Origin of the sequence: Draconibacterium sediminis (genome assembly GCF_000949475.1) — a bacterium.
In the GTDB taxonomy this organism is placed as follows: Bacteria; Bacteroidota; Bacteroidia; order Bacteroidales; family Prolixibacteraceae; genus Draconibacterium; species Draconibacterium sediminis.
Window position 1 is genome coordinate 601,405 of record NZ_JRHC01000001.1, and the last position, 20,999, is coordinate 622,403.

At 43.3% G+C, this 20,999-nt stretch carries 15 protein-coding genes; 10 read left to right on the forward strand and 5 right to left on the reverse strand.

Annotation, left to right across the window (positions count from 1 at the left end):
- The first annotated feature begins 8 nt into the window (after window positions 1-8).
- The gene (locus LH29_RS02390; RefSeq protein WP_157493539.1) at window positions 9-254 is read left to right on the forward strand and encodes an LPXTG cell wall anchor domain-containing protein; all 246 of its coding nucleotides are present in this window, start codon (window positions 9-11) and stop codon (window positions 252-254) included.
- A gap of 191 nt (window positions 255-445) precedes the next feature.
- Here the strand turns inward: LH29_RS02390 and gltX are convergent, their stop codons facing one another.
- Window positions 446-1,972, reverse strand: coding sequence for a glutamate--tRNA ligase (gltX, locus tag LH29_RS02395; RefSeq protein WP_045025942.1), 1,527 nt, complete (start codon window positions 1,970-1,972; stop codon window positions 446-448).
- A gap of 200 nt (window positions 1,973-2,172) precedes the next feature.
- Between gltX and kbl the strand changes: the two genes are divergently transcribed.
- A complete protein-coding gene (gene kbl, locus LH29_RS02400) occupies window positions 2,173-3,360 on the forward strand; it encodes a glycine C-acetyltransferase (protein WP_045025943.1) in 1,188 nt (395 codons plus the stop codon).
- Between the two features lie 93 nt (window positions 3,361-3,453).
- On the opposite strand, the gene LH29_RS02405 is transcribed toward kbl, so the two are convergent.
- The 4 genes from LH29_RS02405 to LH29_RS02420 form a co-directional block, all read right to left on the reverse strand.
- Window positions 3,454-3,981 carry a hypothetical protein gene (locus LH29_RS02405; protein ID WP_045025944.1) on the reverse strand — a complete coding sequence of 176 codons (528 nt, stop codon included), beginning with the start codon at window positions 3,979-3,981 and terminating at the stop codon, window positions 3,454-3,456.
- 178 nt (window positions 3,982-4,159) lie between these two features.
- On the reverse strand, window positions 4,160-6,754 hold the full coding sequence (locus LH29_RS02410) for a beta-mannosidase (protein ID WP_045025945.1): 2,595 nt from the start codon (window positions 6,752-6,754) through the stop codon (window positions 4,160-4,162).
- 228 nt (window positions 6,755-6,982) lie between these two features.
- Complete coding sequence (locus LH29_RS02415) at window positions 6,983-7,171, reverse strand: YgaP family membrane protein (RefSeq protein ID WP_045025946.1); 189 nt, start codon at window positions 7,169-7,171, stop codon at window positions 6,983-6,985.
- A 575-nt stretch (window positions 7,172-7,746) separates the two neighbouring features.
- The gene (locus LH29_RS02420; RefSeq protein ID WP_045025947.1) at window positions 7,747-8,943 is read right to left on the reverse strand and encodes a phosphoglycerate kinase; all 1,197 of its coding nucleotides are present in this window, start codon (window positions 8,941-8,943) and stop codon (window positions 7,747-7,749) included.
- Between the two features lie 685 nt (window positions 8,944-9,628).
- Between LH29_RS02420 and LH29_RS02425 the strand changes: the two genes are divergently transcribed.
- The 8 genes from LH29_RS02425 to porX all read left to right on the forward strand — a co-directional run bounded on the left by LH29_RS02425 (window position 9,629) and on the right by porX (window position 20,783).
- Window positions 9,629-10,753 carry a DNA polymerase III subunit gene (locus LH29_RS02425; RefSeq protein WP_045025948.1) on the forward strand — a complete coding sequence of 375 codons (1,125 nt, stop codon included), beginning with the start codon at window positions 9,629-9,631 and terminating at the stop codon, window positions 10,751-10,753.
- A gap of 168 nt (window positions 10,754-10,921) precedes the next feature.
- Window positions 10,922-12,190, forward strand: a complete 1,269-nt coding sequence (locus tag LH29_RS02430) for a PSP1 domain-containing protein (protein ID WP_045025949.1) — start codon at window positions 10,922-10,924, stop codon at window positions 12,188-12,190.
- 66 nt (window positions 12,191-12,256) lie between these two features.
- Window positions 12,257-12,727 (forward strand): gliding motility lipoprotein GldH, encoded by a 471-nt coding sequence (locus LH29_RS02435; RefSeq protein WP_045025950.1) that lies wholly within the window; start codon window positions 12,257-12,259, stop codon window positions 12,725-12,727.
- 44 nt (window positions 12,728-12,771) lie between these two features.
- Complete coding sequence (gene trmB, locus LH29_RS02440) at window positions 12,772-13,512, forward strand: tRNA (guanosine(46)-N7)-methyltransferase TrmB (protein WP_045025951.1); 741 nt, start codon at window positions 12,772-12,774, stop codon at window positions 13,510-13,512.
- 83 nt (window positions 13,513-13,595) lie between these two features.
- Window positions 13,596-13,919, forward strand: a complete 324-nt coding sequence (locus tag LH29_RS02445; protein WP_232302810.1) for an MGMT family protein — start codon at window positions 13,596-13,598, stop codon at window positions 13,917-13,919.
- Window positions 13,920-14,075: 156 nt separating this feature from the next.
- Window positions 14,076-15,191, forward strand: a complete 1,116-nt coding sequence (locus LH29_RS02450) for an Mrp/NBP35 family ATP-binding protein (protein WP_045025953.1) — start codon at window positions 14,076-14,078, stop codon at window positions 15,189-15,191.
- A 214-nt stretch (window positions 15,192-15,405) separates the two neighbouring features.
- A complete protein-coding gene (porW, locus tag LH29_RS02455) occupies window positions 15,406-19,101 on the forward strand; it encodes a type IX secretion system periplasmic lipoprotein PorW/SprE (protein WP_157493540.1) in 3,696 nt (1,231 codons plus the stop codon).
- A gap of 125 nt (window positions 19,102-19,226) precedes the next feature.
- Window positions 19,227-20,783, forward strand: coding sequence for a T9SS response regulator signal transducer PorX (gene porX / locus LH29_RS02460; RefSeq protein ID WP_045025955.1), 1,557 nt, complete (start codon window positions 19,227-19,229; stop codon window positions 20,781-20,783).
- The last annotated feature ends 216 nt before the right edge of the window (window positions 20,784-20,999 follow it).

Sequence of the window (20,999 nt, forward strand, 5' to 3'; positions counted from 1 at the left end):
TTAGAGAAATGAAGAGAGTAATTGCAATGATCGGATTGTTCATCATGAGTTTACCAACAATGTTGCTAATGGCGCAAGACCAGGGAACATACATTGACAATTTGGGTGCTCAGGACAGTTCGTACTTGGAAGAAGTGCCGTTGGCTGGTGCTGAACAAGCTTCAGGATCCAATACTACTGTAATCATTATTGTTGTTGCAGTAGTAGTTATCGCGGCAGCTGTTTTCTTTTTTATGAAGAAAAAGAAAAAGTAATGTAGAGTTATACCAATCGTTTTTCAGTGTGAGCTTTAAGCGAAACAGTGAAATTACGGTGGTTAATACCGATAGAAATAGAATATTATCTGAAATAAGGTGCACTTTCATTTCACATCGGTATGAGATCTGATTACAAAAAAACCGGCTTGAATCAAGCCGGTTTTTTTTATGATATAAAGTGGTGTCGATTATATCTTTTCGATTGCTGTTTTTATACGTGCGATGCTTTCTTCTTTACCCAGCAGCTCGCAAATTACAAACAAGTCGGGGCCCATATTCCCGCCAACAAGCGCCAGTCGCAGCGGATTCATAATCGCGCCAAATCCCCATTCTTTTTCAGTCATAAAAGCTGAAAAAACTTCTTTTATGGCATCGGCTTTCCAGTTTTCAACAGTTTCAAAAACATTAACTATTTCAGATAACTGGGCCGAAGTATTTTCTTTCCAACGTTTTTTTACTGTTTTTTCGTCGTACTCGGTTGGGGCCACAAAAAAGTAGCTGCTCTGATCCCACAGTTCGGAAACAAATTCGCAGCGCTCTTTTATCTCGGCAACTACTGCATTTACTTTTTCATCCGATGCTTCTACTCCTTTTTCTGCAAGTATGGGTTTGAATAACTCCGAAAGTTCCTCAACCGATTTCTGCTGGAAATAATGTTTGTTAAACCATTTGGCTTTTTCCGGATCGAAACGTGATCCTGATTTTACCACGCGCTCCAAGCTGAAGATTTCTCCCAGTTCTTCCAGCGAGAAAAATTCCTGCTCAGTTCCCGGGTTCCAGCCCAATAATGCCAGCAGGTTAATAAAAGCCTCAGGGAAATAACCATCTTCGCGGTAGCCACGAGAAACGTCTCCTGTTTTTGGATCAGTCCACAACAATGGAAATACCGGGAATCCCAGCTTGTCGCCATCGCGTTTGCTGAGTTTTCCTTTTCCAACCGGTTTTAAAATCAATGGAAGATGTGCAAATCGAGGTTTGGTAGCCTCCCAGCCCAATGCTTTGTATAACAAAACGTGCAGCGGCATTGATGGCAACCATTCTTCGCCACGAATAACGTGCGAAATCTCCATCAAATGATCGTCAACCACATTGGCAAGGTGGTAAGTCGGCATTCCGTCCGATTTAAAAAGCACCTTGTCGTCGAGACTTTTTGTGGTGTTAAAAGTTACGTTACCACGAATCAGATCGTCCTCTGAAACGTCTGTATCCGCAGGCATTTTAAAACGAATTACATAAGCTTCGCCTGCTGTTATTTTTTGTTGAACTTCTTCTTCCGATAATTTGAGCGAGTTATTCAGCTTGTCGCGCGTGGCAATTCCGTACGCGAAAGTTTCCTTGTTGGCTTCCGCGGCCTGGCGCAGCGTATCAATTTCTTCAGGTGTGTCAAAAGCATAATAAGCCCAGCCGCTTTCTACCAGCTGATCGGCATATTTTTTATACAACTCTTTCCGTTCACTCTGACGGTATGGGCCAAAGTCGCCCCCAATTCCCGGGCCTTCAACCGGTGTTAATCCGCACCAGTTCAAGCTTTCAATAATATAATCTTCGGCACCCGGAACAAATCGGGTTTGGTCGGTATCTTCAATTCGGAGTATAAATTCGCCACCGTGTTTTTTTGCAAACAGGTAATTAAATAAAGCTGTTCGCACGCCACCCATATGCAACGGCCCGGTTGGACTTGGGGCAAATCGTACCCGTACTTTTCTTTCGCTCATTGTTCTTTCTTTATTTTGGCGCAAAGATAGAAGAAAATAGTGATCAGTTAGCAGTGGCAGTTAGCAGTTTTATTGATGTAACTTTGAACTTAGACTGCAAACTGAGACTGATAACTGTCAACTTGAAATTTCTGCCTTTTATCAATGTTTAATACTATTGCTTTCCATTACTTTGTGTAAAGTTTAAAACAACTGGAATCATGTACGGAAAAATTAAGAACGACCTAAGAAACACGCTCGAAGAATTAAAAGAGCAGGGATTATATAAAAGCGAACGGATTATTACGACATCGCAAAGCTCTGAAATTGCAGTATCAACCGGAGAGACGGTACTGAATTTTTGTGCCAACAATTACTTGGGGCTGGCCAACAATCCGGAGGTGGTTAAAGCTGCGCAGGACATTATGAACGACTGGGGATTCGGACTTTCTTCAGTGCGTTTTATTTGCGGAACACAATCCATTCATAAACAGTTGGAAGAAAAGGTTTCTGAGTTTTTGGGAACTGAGGACACGATTTTATACTGTGCCTGTTTTGATGCCAACGGCGGAGTTTTTGAGCCACTTTTAGGTGCTGATTCGGCGATTATTTCGGATGAGTTAAACCATGCTTCGATTATCGACGGGGTGCGTTTGTGTAAAGCACAGCGTTTTCGTTACAAACACTCTGATATGGCAGAGCTGGAGCAATGTCTAAAAGATGCATCGGGCGCAAAATACCGTTTAATTGTTACCGATGGTGTTTTTTCGATGGATGGAGATATTGCTAATTTACCCGACATTGTTAAGCTGGCTAAAAAATACGATGCACTGGTAATGGTCGACGATTCGCATGCCACCGGTTACATTGGAAAAACCGGCCGTGGTACTGCCGAACATTACGATTTACTGGGAGAAATTGATATTATAACAACCACTTTCGGGAAAGCCATGGGTGGTGGTAACGGAGGTTGTACCTCAGGTCGCCGGGAGATCATCGATATGTTGCGTCAACGTTCACGTCCGTATTTATTCTCGAATACTCTGGCACCGGCAACGGTTGGAGCAACTATGAAAGTTATCGAAATGCTTTCGGGTGGTGCGGATCTGCCAGCCAAAACAATGGCAAATGCCGATCGTTTCAGAACGAAAATGGAAGCCGCCGGTTTCGACCTGGTAAAAGGCGATACCGCTATTGTTCCGGTGATGGTTTACGATGAACCACTGGCCATAAAATTTGCCGACGAATTATTGAAAGAAGGCGTTTATGTTATCGGATTCTGTTTCCCTGTAGTTCCTCGCGGAAAAGCAAGAATTCGGGTTCAGCTTTCGGCAGCACACTCGTTCGAGGAAATCGACAGGGCTGTTGATGCCTTTACTAAGGTGGGTAAAGAATTGGGAATTATTTAATGATATTGTCATTTCGAAGGAGGAACAACTGAGAAATCTGTCACTTTGAATCTTCTGAGTTACAGATTTCTCACTATGTTCGAAATGACAGTTCTATTTTATCCCCCGAATAGATTGTGTTGAAATATCCTGACCAATTTTATCTGCAGCTTTTTTGAATTGAGCCGCAGTAATAGCTTCTACAAAAATTCCTACCGATCCGCCGGCCTTGTGAATACCAAATTCGGCAATCGCATTAAATTTATCTTCGCCATCTTGTTCCTCCCTGAATATAGCTGAGAAATTCTCGCTTTTAATCTTTGAAAGATCCCTGAATTTTATGGCGAAAAAACCTTCAGTTCCCTGGTAATAGTAAGTTTTGTTTTTCGGTTTGTAAGTGGCTTTGGTCATGGTTTCGTGTTTGGGCTTTTCCTTTATGTATTTTCCTTCCTGTTGCGGGAAAACCAAAAGCAATTTGTAGCTGCCTTCATCAAGGTGTTTAAAGCTTACTTTGCCTTTTTCGCCGGTGGCCTGAGATGCGATTAACCGGCCTCCCTTCTGCAGGTATACTTCGGTTTCTTCGGCCGGTTTGCCTGTGAAAATAGAGAGAATGCTAAAAAAGAATGCAATAAATAAATTCATAATAAGCTTAAAGGTCGGGAAATTGAAAAGGAATAAAAATGTGCGGGTGGATTTGTTTTAAACAGCGGGGTGTCAACAAAAGAAAAGGATGTTCAGAAAGCGTAATTCTATCTGAACATCCTTCATTATTATCATTTATGCGCTAAGCGCGTAAGTACCAAAAATTTTTGTTCTCAGCTTAAAAAGCGTCATCCAAAGTACGAATGGTAAGTACTTCGTTTAGCTTTTCTTCCGAAATATCGGTTTTTAAGTGGATCGATACCTTATCGTTTGGCAGCATATCAAAGTAATTGTCGGAGAAGAAACCTTCTTCGTCGCCAATTTCCAGGAACAGGTTTTTCGCCAGTTTGTCGGTTCTTAGCGCAATGTCAAAACCGTTATCGGCTTTTGTTATGGCATATTCAACCTGTGGTGCTTTAACGCTAAGGTTTTTAAATGGCAGGAAGTAGTAGTAGTTTTTCGAAAGAACATTACCATTTTCAACCAGTTCGGTGGTGAATACAACGTTTTTCAGATTTCTTCTGTATTGGTAACGCCACTCGTTTTTGTTTACATCAAAATAGTCGTCGCTCGAGTTGGCAGGAATATCAACCAGGTGAGCTTCTTCCCAAATCACTTTGCCATCGAAATCAACCATTTGCATACGAAGCTCGGCTTGAATTGGCTCCAGTCGGTCGTTAACAATACCCACTTTAAACTTAATTCCTTCTTCGTAGGGGCTAACCAAAACCTGGCTAAATCCTTTTTTAACGTAGTATTGCAACGCTTTCCATTTTTGATAATAATCGGTTGAGCTCCACGAAGCCACCGGCCAAACATCGTTGATCTGCCAGTACAAACTTCCCATACAGAACGGCATTGCGCGGCGGTGTCCTTCCAATCCGAATTTAATACCGTCGGCTTGCAACACGTGGTTTACATACAGGAACGACTCAAAATCTTTTGGTTTTTTGTATTCCTGAAGCATGTAATATTCGATGGTTCCGTTACCGATCGATGAGCGCTGGTGCGACTCCATCACTTCCGAGTAGATATCGTAATCTTCCGGCTCGGCATATTTACGTACCGACGCCATTTCAGGGAAACTCTGGAAACCATACTCGCTCATAAAACGAGCCAGGTGAGTGGCATAAGTGCTGAACGGCTCTTTAGCCCACCAAACACCCCAGTAGTGTTCGTCTCCATTTACAAGGTCAGCCTGTACACCAAGACCCGATGATGGACTTGATCCCCAGTAACTGCGCGCAGGATCGTATTCATTCACTACGTCGGGCAAGGTTTTATGGAAAATATCAACATAAGCCTGCCATACTTTCTCAGTTACATCATCGCCCTGGTCGGCAGCAATTTTTTTCCATCCCCAGGTGTTCCAGGCAGTCAGAATTTCGTTGTTGCCACACCACAAGGCAATACTTGGGTGATTGCGCAGGCGTTTTACATTGTCAATCGCTTCGTGTTTAATGTTATCCAAAAACTCAGGATTATTCGGGAACATGGCACAGGCAAACATAAAGTCCTGCCAGATCAGTATTCCGTTTTCATCGCAGAGGTTGTAGAAAATATCGTTTTCGTAAATACCACCTCCCCAAACACGCAACATATTGTTGTTTGCATTTTTGGCATTCATAACCACCTTGCGGTAATTTTCGTCGGTAACGCGTGGCAGGAACATGTCGTTCGGAATATAGTTGGCACCTTTCATAAATACCGGGTGCCCGTTCAGTTTGAAGTAGAACGAAGTACCGGCATCGTCTTTCTCGCGAACCAGTTCCAGCGTGCGAATACCAATTCGGGTATCTTCAGTAACCGTGCGGCCTTTTACATCCAGAACTCCTGAAAGATTGTATAAATGTGCTTCTCCCAAACCGTTTGTCCACCAAAGCTGTGGGTTGGCAATTTCAAAATCAACCGAATATTTATTTACTCCCGGAGTAAGACTAACTTCACTTGAAGCCAAAGTTTGTCCATCGTTATTTACAGCAATGGTAGCTTTTGTTTTCTTAACTGCGTCTACTTCGAAAACAGCGGTGAATGTTGCTTTTTCGTCAGAAACTTCGTTCTGAACAATTTGCAGATTTTCGATAGTTGCATTGTCCCAGGCTTTCAGGTAAACCGGTTTCCAGATACCGCTGGTTACCAAACGTGGACCCCAGTCCCAACCATAATGGTAACCGGCTTTACGCGTGTATATACTAACACGTTTGTTGCCTTCTACTTCTCCGCGTTCGGCCTGGTCGTTTTCGGCTCCGGGATACACAAAACCGTTGGCATCGTATTTTTTCAACCCTTCAACAATTGGCGAGCGAAAAACAATGTGTATTTCGTTGTCGCCTTCTTTTAACAGGTCTTTTACATCCACCTGCCACTCGCGAAACATGTTGTCGGCCGAAAGTACTTTTTCGCCGTTCACCGAAACATCGGCATAAGTATCAAGACCTTCAAAATCGAGAACCACTATGTCGCGGGTTAAAAATGTTTTGTCAACCGTGAAAGTGCTTTTGTATTCCCAGTCCACTTTGTCGATCCATTGCTGATCCAGTTCATTCAACCGATAAAAAGGATCTTCAATTTTTTCGTTGGCCAGCAAATCGGTGTGAACTGTTCCCGGAACTGTGGCGGGCAACCATTCGTTTTCACCTGCCTGGCTAAAGGTCCAGTTGGTGTTCAGTTCTTTTTGTATCATAAGGTCGGGGCCGGATTCATTAGTGGTGCACGCCACCGTAAAAAGCAGCGCCAGAATGGCCAGAAGCGGCCAGCGGTTAATCGCATTCATAGTATAAAAGTTTAATACTCTTCAAAATTGATAAAAACACAAGGAATAACCTAAATATAGCTCCTAAATATATTTAAATTTCTTGTTTTAAAGACTATTTGAGTCGAGGATAAAAAGAGATTGGAGGGGGCAATATTTTGACATTCAGCAACATTCTGAAATGAGTACTGATAATTGTTTAGCGGGTAAACTTTAAATTATTGAAGTTGCAAAAACCGCGGTTGTCGTTTATTCGTCCTTTCCGGTAGTAGAAATATTTAGTGGGAAATACAACGGACAAAACCTAAAAAGCCCGGTGGCCAATGGAATAATGCCAATTAAACCCCACCAGCTGTCGAAAATAGCACCGATAATAGCAATTATCAATCCTGCAATAATTCGTATTAACCTGTCAATTGATCCTACGTTACCTTTCATTTTTTCCTGTTTTAAGTTTGTTATGGAACAGTTGGATGGGGGGTTATGTTCAAGGGAAAGAATTGGCAGACAAAGAAAGTCGGAGAATAAAAATTTGACCCATTCTTATTTTTTTCTACAATCAGTTTATAGTTGCTTTCGGTTTATTTCGTCCGGGGCAGCGAACAATCTCTATTCAGCTTTCTTCGCCGAACGAGATTGACTTAATTTTCTTTCCCGGCGCTTACTGACTGTCGTCAGTCGCACCGGGTTATTGCTTTTCGCCCCTTTGGGGCTCCTAATTAAAAGCGCTGAAAGTGCGTTTTATTTTAGCCCGGGGCAAAGTAATTCTTTGAATTACGCCGCCCCGGGTAAAAGGTTGTCAGGGAGATCGTCCGGCGAAGAAAGCTGTTCAACGATGATGGTTATTCCGGACGAAAACAAAAACAGCTCCATTTAATAGAAGTGAAGAATAAAATAGCTGCTTTTAATCAAGATTGAATAACACAAAAAAGCCCGGTTCAAAACGAACCAGGCCTTTGAAAATATTGTAACCTTCTTATCAGTTCTACCCTTTAGGGAAGCCAGAAGGGTTATTATTCGCCACGAACAGCAGCAACACCAGGAAGCGTTTTTCCTTCAAGGTATTCCAACAGCGCGCCACCTGCAGTTGAGATGTACGAAACACCATCAGCAAATCCCAATTGATTAACCGCAGCAACCGAGTCGCCACCGCCAACAAGCGAGAATGCACCTTTTTTTGTTGCTTCAACAACAGCTTCACCAACTGCTCTTGTTCCTTCAGCAAAAGCTTCCATTTCGAAAACACCGATAGGGCCATTCCAGAGAATAGTACCCGATTTTTCAATTACTTTCTTGAATTCTTCAATAGCATCAGGGCCGGCATCCAATCCCATCCATCCGTCAGGAATTTCGCCAATAGGAAGAACTTTTGTGTTGGCATCGTTGCTAAATGCATCGGCAGCAATAACATCGCTGGCCATGTATAAATTCACCCCTTTTTCTTTCGCCAGCTTTTCAATATTTAAAGCTGTTTCCAGGAAGTCGTCTTCGCATATTGAGCTACCAACTTTACCTCCGTGAGCTTTCGCGAAAGTAAATTTCATGCCACCACCCAAAATCAGGTTGTCTACTTTATCCAACATGTTTTCGATAATGGTAATTTTCGACGAAACTTTAGCTCCACCCATAATTGCAGTAAGCGGACGCTTTGGCGCTTTTACTACTTTGTCGAGGCTTTCCACTTCGCTTTCAATCAGGTAACCAAACATTTTGTCGTTCGGGAAAAACTTAGCGATTACAGCAGTTGAAGCGTGTGCACGGTGAGCAGTACCAAAAGCATCGTTTACCCAGCAGTCGCCGTTTTCAGCTAGTTTAGCAGCAAATTCTTCGTCGCCGGCAGTTTCTTCTTTGTAAAAACGCAGGTTTTCAAGAATCAAAACTTCACCTGGTTTTACATCCTCAGCCATAGCTTTTACTTCGTCGCCAATACAATCAGGAGCGATTTTTACCGTAGCACCACCAAGCAGTTCGCTCAGGTGATTTACCAATGGTTTCAGCGAGAATTTTTCTTCCGGACCGTTTTTCGGACGGCCAAGGTGCGACATGATGATTGGTGAACCACCGCCTTCGATAATTTTTTTGATTGTTGGAAGGGCGGCACGCATACGTGTATCGTCGGTAATCTCGAATTTGTCGTTTAAAGGCACGTTGAAATCAACGCGGATTAGAGCTCTCTTTCCTTTAAAGTCATAGCTGCTAATAGTTTGCATGATATTATATTTTTAGTGTTTTTTGAAAAATTCAACCAAAGATAGGAATTAATAGCACGAAAAAACAGCAGAATTTTAAGGCCTTTCATAATTTAATGTTGCGGTAAGATAACGAGGAGTGGAGGAGTGGTTGAATATTAGAATGTTGGAATAATGGAATACGAAAATGCATAAATGCTTTAATGCATAAATGTGAGCATTAGAATTGTGATTGCAGAAGGGGAGGAAAGTATACAGTTTTCAGTCGCAGTTTTCAGTCGCACCCAACAGTTTTGCAATTTAACAGTTTAGCAGCAGACGTGTGAATGAATTATTGAGAGAATGAGGAGGAAATGTAAAACATTGAATTACGAATGAAGATTAACGATTTCAGATTTCAGAAGAGGGAAGAAAGTTTTCAGTTTTCAGTTTTACAATTTAGCAATAGAACAGTTTTGCAATTTGACAGTGGAACTATTTTGCAGTAGTACCCAAACCTATTGTGTCCAATGTGCCTAATGTGGTTTAGTTTTTAGTGTCATAGGGTCTTTGTGTTTAAAAGTTTCTCCAAAGAAGAAAAGCTAGCGGCTAGTAACTAGCAGCTCGCAACTTTGCCTACTGCATTTTGCCAACCGCCAACTTTTTCTTTCGGCATATTTCTCTATTCTTCCACCGCCGAACAGGCAGAAAATACTATTTTTGGCTTATGTTTTTCAAAGACGTAGTAGGACAAGAGAATATAAAAAGCCGCCTGATCAGGTCGGTGCAGGAGCAACGAATCAGTCACGCACAGTTATTTTCGGGCCCGTCGGGAACCGGCAAGCTGGCCATGGCTTTGGCTTATGCGCAGTATGTTTCGTGCAAAAACCGCAGCGAAACCGATTCGTGTGGTACCTGCCCGTCGTGCCATAAATACCAAAAAATGGCGCACCCCGATTTGCATTTTGTATTCCCGATTTTTAACGCCAAACAGTTTAATAAGCCGGTTAGCGACGATTTTCTTCCGAAGTGGCGCGAGAAGGTTTTGGCCAACCCGTATTTCGAACTGAGCGACTGGTTGAGCCACATCGACGCTGGAAATGCACAAGGCGAAATTTACGAACGCGAAAGCGAGTCGATTCTACGAAAACTGAATCTCAAATCGTTTGAGTCGGAGTTTAAAGTGATGATCATCTGGTTACCTGAAAAGATGAACATCGCCTGCTCGAACAAGCTTCTGAAAATGATTGAGGAGCCGCCCAGCAAAACACTTTTTATTTTGGTTACCGAAAACGAAGAGGGTGTGATCGGCACCATTCGCTCGCGGGCGCAACTGGTAAAGTTTCCGTTTGTCGATAATCAATCGATAAAAAATGCATTGCTGAAAATTGAGGGAGTTGATCCGGCAATTATTCCCGATGCGGTTCACCTGGCTTCGGGAAGTTACCTGAAAGCGTTGAGCTATTTATCACCGTCGGACGATGAGCAGTTTTATTTCCAGAAATTTCAGGAAATGATGCGTTTTGCCTATGCCCGGCAAGTGAAAGATATGATTGACTGGGCCGATGAAATGGCAAAGATTGGCCGCGACAAACAAAAAGCCTTTTTTGCAGCGTCGTTGCGTTTGGTGCGCGAGTATTTTGTGTCGAATATGAAACGCAGCGAAATTGTGTATATGAACCGCGCCGAAAAAGACTGGGGCAAAAAATTCGCACCTTTTATTAACGAGCGCAACATTGTGGCTTTTGCCGACGAATTTGAGCTGGCCATAAAACACATCTCTATGAACGGGAATCCGCGTATTGTTTTTATGGATACCGGTTTGCGCATGGTACGGTTGATTAAACGGTAGTTATTCCGTCTTGCTAGTTTCCCTTTTTAGATTCATTTTAAAAACCAAGCCTCTAGCTATCAAATTGCTATTAATCATTACTTTTGTGAGGTAAATGATTATCTTGGCATTGCCGGATAAAACAGGCCTTTGAAGAATACTGGAAAGCCGGGGACTTAAGCCTAAAGAATGAAAGAAGTAAATACCACAGATAGAGGGATTTGTCAAACGAAAGTTGGAAACTGCGGAAAACTGCAGGTTACCGACTGGCTTGGCGATGTACAGCCTGCTTATAAAGGCGAAGACATTGTTGAGGTGCGTTTTAAAAATACCCGAAAAGACTATTATAAAAACGTAAATAACCTAAAACTTAAAGTTGGCGAACTGGTGGCCGTTGAAGGGAATCCGGGTCACGACATTGGTATTATTTCCCTGAAAGGGGAGTTGGTGTTTGAGCAATTGAAACGCCACAAAGTAACCCTGAATAACGGCGAATACCGCAAAGTGTACCGCCACGCCAAACCGGTTGATATCGATAAGTGGAAAGAAGCCATTTCGCTGGAACACGAAACCATGATCAAATCGCGGCAAATTGTGAAAGACCTGCGCCTTGATATGAAAATTGGCGATGTGGAATACCAGGGCGATAAAACAAAAGCCATTTTCTATTACATTGCTGATGGCCGTGTTGATTTTCGCCAGCTGATAAAAGTTCTGGCCGAAACATTCCGTATTCGCATCGAGATGAAACAGATCGGTGCTCGCCAGGAAGCCGGCCGTATTGGCGGAATTGGCCCTTGCGGACGAACGCTGTGCTGCTCAACATGGATGAGTAATTTTGTGTCGGTAACAACCAATGCAGCACGTCATCAGGAGATTTCGCTAAATCCGCAAAAACTGGCCGGGCAATGTGGTAAGTTAAAGTGTTGCCTCAATTTCGAGGTGGATGCTTACATTGATGCACAAAGAGATTTCCCGCCAAACCATATTCCGCTTGAAACGGAACATAAGACCTATTCCTTTTTGAAAGCCGATATTTTTGGTGGAATATACTGGTATGCACCTCGCGGCGAAGGTCCCGGAACATTGGTACCCGTGCCTGTAAAACGCGTAAAAGAGGTGTTGCGTTTAAACCGTAGTGGTAAAAAACCGGAAAAACTGGTGGTTGAAAAATACGATGCCGGAGCACAAAAGAACGATACTTTCCACAATGTGGTGGGACAGGAAGACCTGGATCGTTTCGACCGGGCAAAGAAAAGCAGCCGTTCGAAAAAACGGAGCAACCGTCGTAATCCGAACCGGGGCAGAAATCAAAATCAGCCCAGTGCGCAGGGACAGAATCCCGATCGCAGGCAAGATAGCGGCCAGGGAGACGGACAAAACCGCAAACCAAAGCAAAACCGAGGGGGAAGCCAAAACCGGCGATCAAATCAAAATCGAAGCCAAAACCGTAATTAAAGAAAACAACTTGCGTTTTATAACGTTTGATGTATTGATCTTTCGAAAAAAAATAGTTGAAGCAGAATGAGTCGTTTTTTTCAGGTTATACTTTTTACGGGAATTGTGCTGATTATGGCAGCTTGCAATTCGCAAAGTATTTACGATAAATACAAGCCAATAAACAAAGGCGTTTGGAACAAAGATTCGCTGGTGGTGTTTCAGGTGCCGGTTACCGATACCCTTCAAAATCACAATCTTTACATTAATGTGCGCAACAAAGTGGATTACCGCTACAGCAACCTATGGCTGTTTGTTTCCATTGAGCAACCCGGTGGCAAAACGGTGAAAGATACCTTCGAAATGGTGCTGGCCGATCCGTCGGGGAAATGGCTGGGCGAAGGTTTTGGCGGATTAAAAACCCGTGAGGCAATATACCGGCGCAATGTGTTTTTCCCCCGCTCGGGCGATTACACCATCAGTTTGCAGCAAGGCATGCGCAACGACGAGCTAAAAGGAATTTCCGATGTGGGTGTGCGTGTGGAAAAAGTGGAATAGAATATCAAGGAAATTTATAAATACCAATAGTTTATTTTTTAGAGGTGGGAAAAGGAAAGCTGAAAAAGTTTGATGAAATGAAGAGCTATGAACATGTTGTTCAGGCGCCGTTTCATAAGGTTGGCCACGATGATTTTCATTTAAAAGGAAAATGGTCGGCCGAATTTTTTAAAAACGATCAGCCCATAATCTTAGAGTTGGGTTGTGGCAAGGGGGAGTATACCGTTGAGCTGGCGGCAATGAATCCGAACATCAATTACATTGGTGTGGATATTAAAGGCGCGCGGCTGTGGAAAGGTGCAAAACAGGCCTTCCAACGCGAAATGACAAATGTGGGATTTTTGCGTACCAATATCGAACTGATTACGCAGTTTTTTGGCAAGGATGAGGTGGATGAAATTTGGCTCACTTTCCCCGATCCGCAAATGCGGAAAGCCCGGAAACGCCTTACCTCAACAACGTTTCTGAATAAATACCGGAATTTTCTGAAACCCGGCGGTGTGGTGCATTTAAAAACCGACAGTAATTTTCAGTACAACTACACGCTTGAAATGGCGAAATTGAATCAATTCGAAATACTGGCTGAAACCGATAATTTGTACGAATGGGAAGGATTAACTGATGTGCTGCGCATCCGTACGTTTTACGAAAAGCAGTGGCTCGACCGCGGAATACCAAGTAAATACCTGGCCTTTATTCCACACGACGGCGAATACACAGAGCCCGAAATAGATATCGAACGCGACGAGTACAGGAGCTTTGGGCGTAGTGCACGGGACTTATAAAAGAGAGTAGGCAGTTTTCAGTCGCAGTTGGCAAAGCGTAAAATTCGAATATTCCGATATTCTAACATTCAAATATTCCAAACGTGAGTGATTTCTTTAACCAGGTTTACGAAGTAGTAAAGCAAATTCCGCCGGGACGAGTAACATCGTACGGAGCAATAGCTGCTTGTCTGGGTTCGCCGGGAGCCGCGCGAATGGTGGGCTGGGCGATGAATGCCAGTCACTCGCACCCGGAGTTTGTGCCGGCGCACCGGGTGGTGAACCGTAATGGACTACTAACCGGGAAACATCATTTTGATAATCCAAATGCCATGCAGGAACTTCTTGAGGCTGAAGGGCTGAAGCTGGATGGCGACAAAATCCTGGATTTCAAGGAAAAATTCTGGGATCCGATGAAAGAATTGTAGTTGAACATTTTCTCATTCGCAGGAAAGTAGCTCGAATCAATCAAATGTTCATATTGATAATCAAAACATTTCCGTGTTTAAACTGTTCATCTAATTGCAATTATTAAATTTGCAGCTACAAATAATTTTTCAAAAAAGTGAAATAAGCATTTTAAAATGGCAGATATACCAAGAAAATTAATTGTCCCGAAAGATGTTACCGATGCGCTGCGCACCGTAAAATATCCGGGAAGCGACGAAGATGTGGTGCAACTGGAGATGCCACAGGAAATCCGCATTGCCGGACAACGAATCAGTTTTTCGCTGGTTTTTCAGAAAAGCAACGACCCAAATATTGAAGCACTGGTTTTGGCTTGCGAAGCGGCCATAAAAAAATACATTGGCGAACAGGTTGAAATTGAAGACAACATTGCCGTGAAATTTATTCACGACATGGAGCGCCCGGTTTTGCCCAACGTTAAAAACATTGTGGCCATTGCATCGGGTAAAGGTGGTGTTGGAAAATCAACTGTGGCGGTAAATACAGCTGTTGCACTGGCAAAAAGTGGAGCAAAAGTTGGTTTGCTCGATGCCGATATTTTTGGCCCCTCAATTCCAAAAATGTTTGGTGTTGAAGGCGAACGTCCGGCAGGAATAAAGATCGACGACAGAGAAATGATCAATCCGCTGGAAAAATATGGTGTTAAATTCTTGTCGGTAGGCTTTTTTGTTGATCCCGACAGTGCCATTATCTGGCGCGGACCAATGGCATCGAATGCATTAAAGCAACTGATTTCGGAAGGAAACTGGGGCGAACTGGATTATTTGCTGATCGACCTGCCTCCGGGTACCAGCGATATTCACCTTACTTTGGTACAAAGTGTTCCGGTAACCGGAGCTGTGATTGTAACCACTCCGCAGGATGTGGCTTTGGCCGACGTGGTTCGCGGAGCCAGCATGTTCCAAAGTAAATCGGTTGATGTACCTGTGCTTGGTTTGGTAGAAAATATGGCGTGGTTTACACCGGAAGAACTGCCTGAAAATAAATACTACATTTTTGGTAAGGAAGGTGGTAAAAAACTGGCCGATAAACTGGGTTTGCCCTTGCTTGGTCAAATTCCAATCGTTCAGAGCATTCGCGAAGGTGGAGATGAAGGAACACCCGTAGCTGCCAGCGGCGATACAATTACGGGGCAGGCTTTTGCCGATGTAGCTGATAAAGTGAAACACCGTGTGCATGTGCGCAACATACAAATGGCGCCAACTAAAAAGGTAAAAATTTCACGAAAATAAATTGAAAAGGCAGAGGTGTACAAGGCGTTCATCTCTGCCTTTTTTCAGGGCCAGAATCCCTTTGAAATTTATAATCTTCCCCATCCGGTAATTAATTCCGTTGAACACTCATTTTTTCTTATTTTTACAGCGTTTACAAAATGCAACAATTCAGGATGTACAGGCAATAATCTTGTGATTCCTGAGTTTATTCAATGAGTTAACAAAAAACTGCTTGAAGAAACGATTTTTACATACCATATTCCTGTTCTTATTGGTTTCGATTTTTGCCGGCTGTTCTACTGAAAAAAATACCCGTGCATCACGAACTTTCCATAATGTTACTTCGCGTTACAATATTTATTTTAATGCCAACGAGGCAGTAAAAGAGGGTGTTGCAACTATTGAAGAGCGCATTGAGGACGACTTTACGCGGATTTTGCCCATTTACAAAGAGAGCGATCCATCGGTAGCGCGCATGGTAAAATCGGATATGGATTATGCGGTTGTAAAATGTTCGAAACTGATCGAGATCCACTCCATTACCAAAAAACCAAAACGTAAAAGAGGAGGTGGTTCGCGCAAATACCAGGAGTTTGCCAGCCAGGAGGAGTTTAACAATTGGATCGACGACAGTTACCTCTTAATGGGGAAAGCCTATTTCTACCAGCACAATTTTTTTGCGGCCATTGATAATTTCTCGTATGTGGTGCGTAAATACCCCGACGAAGAAACGGCCGATGAGGCACAGGTTTGGCTGATTAGGGCTTACACCGAGATGGAACGTTTCATTGAAGCCAACGAAGTAATTCAGGCCATTCAGTCGTACGACGATTTTCCAAAAAGTCTGGAGCGCGATTTTGCCATCGCCACGGCTTTCTATTACAAAAAGCAGTTTGAATACGACAATGCCATTCGCCTGCTCGATATTGCCATCGACAAAACATTCTGGAAACAAGATAAAGCCCGCCTGCAATATATTGTAGCGCAGTTGTACCAGGAACTTGGCCAGAACGAGGCGGCTGCTGAAGCCTTTAGAAAGGTAACCAAAATGAATCCTGATTACACCATGGCGTTTAACGCGATGATAAACGGGGCAGGTGTATTTTCGGGCGAAGGAAATACGGAAGATCTGAAAAAGCAGTTGAATAAAATGCTGCGCGACAAAAAGAATGTCGATTTCCGCGATCAGATTTATTATGCCTTGGGTAACATTTTTTTCCGCGAAGGAAACCGCGATGTAGCCAAGGATAACTATAAAGAATCAGTAGCTACGAGTTTTAAAAATCAATACCAGCGGGCCTTGTCGTCAATTACTTTGGCCGATATTTATTTTGAGGATTTGAATTACCGCGGTGCACAGTCGTACTACGATAGTGCAATGATCATTATCGACGAAACATATCCGAATTACGACAATGTGTCGGCACGTTACCGGAGTTTAACCAACCTGGTCGACAATATTCTGTTGGTTGAACGTGAAGACAGTCTGCAAAGAGTAGCTCAAATGTCGGATGTTGAGCGCGAAGCGTTGATTGCCAGCCTGATGAAAGAAGAGCAGGAGCGCCAGCGCAACATGGAAAATCTGACTCTGCAGGATGCGCAAAGTCAGGGCTACTACCGCTCAAACCGTTACCGCATGGGAATGGGAAATTCAGGTGGCGGCGGCTGGTATTTTTACAATCCGCAAACGGTGTCGTACGGGCGGGTAACGTTCCAGCAACAATGGGGGCGACGAACGCTTGAAGACGATTGGCGACGATCGAACAAGGCCACTGTGTCGATGGCAGAAGGCGAAGAAATGGCAGAGGTTGAACCCGAAGAACAACGTGTGGAAGACCCATTGAAAAAGGAATTCTATACGCAGGATTTACCTTTAACCGACTCGATGATGGCAGTGTCGCACGAACGAATTCGCGATGCACTGTACAACTCAGGAAAAATATTTAAATCGGAATTTGAAGATTACGAGCGTTCAGCCGAGGCTTTTGAGGAGCTGATAGAACGTTACCCAAACAATATTTATCTCTTGTCGGCTTATTTTGATTTGTACGATTTGTATGAATTGATGGGCGATAAAGAAAAATCAAACTACTACCGTAACCTCATTATTTCACAGTATCCGAAAAGTAAGTTTGCGCAGTTTTTACAAAACCCGAATTTCTTTGTTGAAATGGCAGCCAAAACGGATAGCATGAATCGTTTGTACCAGGAAACATTCCGGAATTACAAGCAGGGAAGGTACCAGGCCGTGCAGTCGCTTACCATGCAAATGAAAAGAATGGAGCCCGATACAGTGATCCTTCCGAAAATTGATTTTATGGAAATGGTTGCCGATGGCGTGTTAACCGATGTGCATAATTTTGAAGCCTTGTTAAAAGGCTACCTGGCTGAATATCCGGCAAAAGAACCATCGCCACTCGCTGGGGAAATACTTAAGCTTATTCAGGACAGTACCTTAACCGACTACCAGAAACTGGTGGAAATGGGATACATCAGCGAAGAGATTCAAAACGAGGAATTGTTGCCCGAAAATTTCTTTGCCGACGATGAGTTTGGCGGAAAATTCAGTTACGACGAAGATCTGTTGCATTACTTTGTAATTGCCTATCCGCGCGACGAAGAAGACAATATCGATTTGAATCGCCTGAAGTTTGATATTGCCAATTACAACATTGATCACTATACAAAAATTGATTTCGATATTGAAACCGAATACCTCGATGATAAACTGGCTTTTGTGCTGGTGCGCTCGATGACCAACAAAGAAAATGCGCTGATCTATCACGGAGCGATCATCAGAAAAGCTTCAGTGTTTAAAGCCTTACAGGGAATTGATTATATGAACTTTGTGATATCGTCGACCAACTACCGGGCGGTAATGCAGGAACGCTCAACAGCCGATTACATGAAGTTCTTTGTGAAGAATTACAGTCGTTTTATCCGTTCAAATTTCAGCGACGACGATTTGGATATCTCGCCTGAAGAGCTGATGGCGCGTGCCGCAGCCGAAGACAATGCGCTGAACGAACGTGGTACTTTTGTTACGGTAAATGCTGGTCCGGCCGGATTGTACGATACAAATGTTGATACCACACAGAATTTTGTGATTGCCGTAAAAGACAAAAACCTGTCGTTACGACCATTAATGCGTGGATTTGCTGATTTTAACCGGGACCAATTCCGTGCCTGGGGACTGGCATTGCAGGCAAAAGAAGTGGGCGATTATCGTTTGCTGGTGGTTCACGGAATTCCGGCACTCAACGAATCGATGTCGTATTTCCGCAGGGCAATTACCACACGTAGTTTGTTCGAGCCGCTGGGGCAATCCACTTACCGCAACTTCCTGATTACCGATGATAACCTGCAGGCTATGCTCGACGAGAATAAAGTGGAAGAGTACATCGTTTTCTTCCGCGACAATTATATTCAGCGCAGGGCTTCCGATTCGTCGACGGATACCGAAAGCCAGACTACAACACCTACACAAACAACAACAACGCAAACTGCTGAGTCAACTACGAATACTCAGGCTGAAGCGGCTTCGCTGGCCGATACGCCGTACAACCAGAACATTGAAGGGCCACACCGCATTGTGTTTGTAATTCCGGCAACAGGTGTATTTAAAGATGCGTTTATTAGCGGTATTGCAGCGTATAACCAGTCGAATTTTGCCAACTCGGGTTTTGTCATCGAAGAACAGCAGCTTGATCAGGTGCGTCAGCTCATCATTGTAAAAGGAATGGAAGACGAGGCAACGGCACGTCAGTATTTTAGCGTGGTGGTGCGCAACCGCGATCTGTTCGATCCGCTTGGAACGGCGCAGTACCGTAATTTCCTGATTTCGGATGAGAACTTCGGTATTTTCCTTCAAGAGAAGAACATTACCGAATACATGGATTTCTACAAGCAGGTATACCTCAATAAATAGCACCATTTATTACTTCCCTTAGGAGTAAAGAACTCTTAAAGTTTGTTAAGCACATACTTTAACGGCACCCATTTTGTTCTTATCTTTAACTGATAGGAACGAACGAAACAGAAAACATAAAAAGAATGAATAAGCCAAGAATACTTTGGACAGATGACGAAATAGATCTCTTACGCGCGCACATTATATTTTTGCAGGAAAAAGGTTACGAAGTTGAAACAGCGAACAACGGCCTTGATGCGATTGAGAAAGTTGAAGCCGGTTATTTCGACATAATTTTTCTCGACGAGAATATGCCGGGCCTTACAGGTTTGGAAACGCTGACAAAAATTAAGGACCTTGCACCCAATGTGCCGGTGGTAATGATTACCAAAAGCGAGGAGGAAAATATAATGGATGAGGCAATTGGCGCTAAAATTGCCGATTACCTGATTAAGCCGGTCAATCCAAAACAGATATTGCTGACACTGAAAAAGAACATCGATCAGAAGCGGCTGGTTACCGAACAAACCACATCGAAATACCAGATGCAGTTTGCCCAGATCGGGATGAAACTGAACGACCGCCTGACTTTTGATGAATGGAAAGATATTTACCGCCAGTTGGTGTACTGGGAACTGGAGTTGAGCGAGTCGGAAGATTCGGCCATGGACCAGGTGCTAACCATGCAGAAGGAGGAGGCCAACAAGGCGTTTTTCCGTTTTATAAAAGATAACTACCAGGATTGGTTTGATGCCGATTTTGAAGATCGGCCAATGTTGTCGCCCGATATTTTTAAACACCGTGTTTTTCCAAACCTTAACGATGGGAAAAAGACCTTTGTGCTGGTGGTGGACAATTTGCGCTACGACCAGTGGAGGGTTATTAGTCCCGAGATAAATACCTATTTCCGCACGGTAACGGAAGAGTTGTACTGCGGAATTTTGCCCACCGCCACCATGTATGCGCGTAATGCTATGTTTGCCGGCTTAATGCCTTCGGAAATTGAAAAGTTGTACCCGCAGCTTTGGCTCGACGACGATAACGAAGGCTACAAAAACCGCAACGAAGAGGAGCTGTTGCGTAAACAGCTGGAGCGTTTTTCGCGCAAAGAGAGCCTGTATTTCGAAAAAGGATCGGGAGCTAAAAAGGAGCGCTGGGTAAACGATAATCTCAACAATATTCTGAAAAACGATCTTTCGGTAATGGTGGTGAATTTTGTGGATATGATTTCGCATGCCCGCACCGAAATGGACATGATTCGCGAGTTGGCTAACAACGAAAAAGCTTATCGCTCGTTAACCTTAAGCTGGTTTAAAAACTCGTCGTTGCTGGAGTTGTTGAAGGCGCTGGCCGATGAGAATATTCGTGTGGTAATTACTACCGACCACGGTGCCATTCGTGTTGATAATCCGGTGAAAATTATTGGCGACCGCGAAACCAATACCAACCTGCGTTACAAGCTGGGTAAGAACTTGAATTTTAAATCGAAGAATGTATTTGAGATTCGCGACCCGCGGAGCATTTATCTGCCATCGCGAAATGTGAGTACCAGCTACGTTTTTGCGCAGGGAACCGACTTTTTTGCTTATCCGAATAATTACAATTATTACGCTAATTATTACAAAGATACGTTCCAGCATGGCGGTATTTCTATGGAGGAATTGATTATTCCGATCGTTACTCTGGATCCTAAAAAGTAGAATTGAAACACAAAGAATTTTACCGAAAAGACGCTAAGGCGCAAAGGTTTTGAAAACACTTTAAAGTTTTTATTGTTTGCTTACTGTTATTTGCCTATTGCCAATTTATACCTTTTTAAATTTTTCTATTGTCAAATTGTAGAACTGCAAACTGCGATTGCAAACTTTTCTCACACTTCTGCAATCTAAAATCGTTAACCATCATTCGCAAATCTT

Coding starts and splice junctions, on each gene's coding strand:
- LH29_RS02390 (WP_157493539.1), top strand. CDS start 9: ATGAAGAGAGTAATTGCAATGATCGGATTGTTCATCATGAGTTTACCA.
- gltX (WP_045025942.1), bottom strand. CDS start 1,972: ATGAGCGAAAGAAAAGTACGGGTACGATTTGCCCCAAGTCCAACCGGG.
- kbl (WP_045025943.1), top strand. CDS start 2,173: ATGTACGGAAAAATTAAGAACGACCTAAGAAACACGCTCGAAGAATTA.
- LH29_RS02405 (WP_045025944.1), bottom strand. CDS start 3,981: ATGAATTTATTTATTGCATTCTTTTTTAGCATTCTCTCTATTTTCACA.
- LH29_RS02410 (WP_045025945.1), bottom strand. CDS start 6,754: ATGAATGCGATTAACCGCTGGCCGCTTCTGGCCATTCTGGCGCTGCTT.
- LH29_RS02415 (WP_045025946.1), bottom strand. CDS start 7,171: ATGAAAGGTAACGTAGGATCAATTGACAGGTTAATACGAATTATTGCA.
- LH29_RS02420 (WP_045025947.1), bottom strand. CDS start 8,943: ATGCAAACTATTAGCAGCTATGACTTTAAAGGAAAGAGAGCTCTAATC.
- LH29_RS02425 (WP_045025948.1), top strand. CDS start 9,629: ATGTTTTTCAAAGACGTAGTAGGACAAGAGAATATAAAAAGCCGCCTG.
- LH29_RS02430 (WP_045025949.1), top strand. CDS start 10,922: ATGAAAGAAGTAAATACCACAGATAGAGGGATTTGTCAAACGAAAGTT.
- LH29_RS02435 (WP_045025950.1), top strand. CDS start 12,257: ATGAGTCGTTTTTTTCAGGTTATACTTTTTACGGGAATTGTGCTGATT.
- LH29_RS02450 (WP_045025953.1), top strand. CDS start 14,076: ATGGCAGATATACCAAGAAAATTAATTGTCCCGAAAGATGTTACCGAT.
- porX (WP_045025955.1), top strand. CDS start 19,227: ATGAATAAGCCAAGAATACTTTGGACAGATGACGAAATAGATCTCTTA.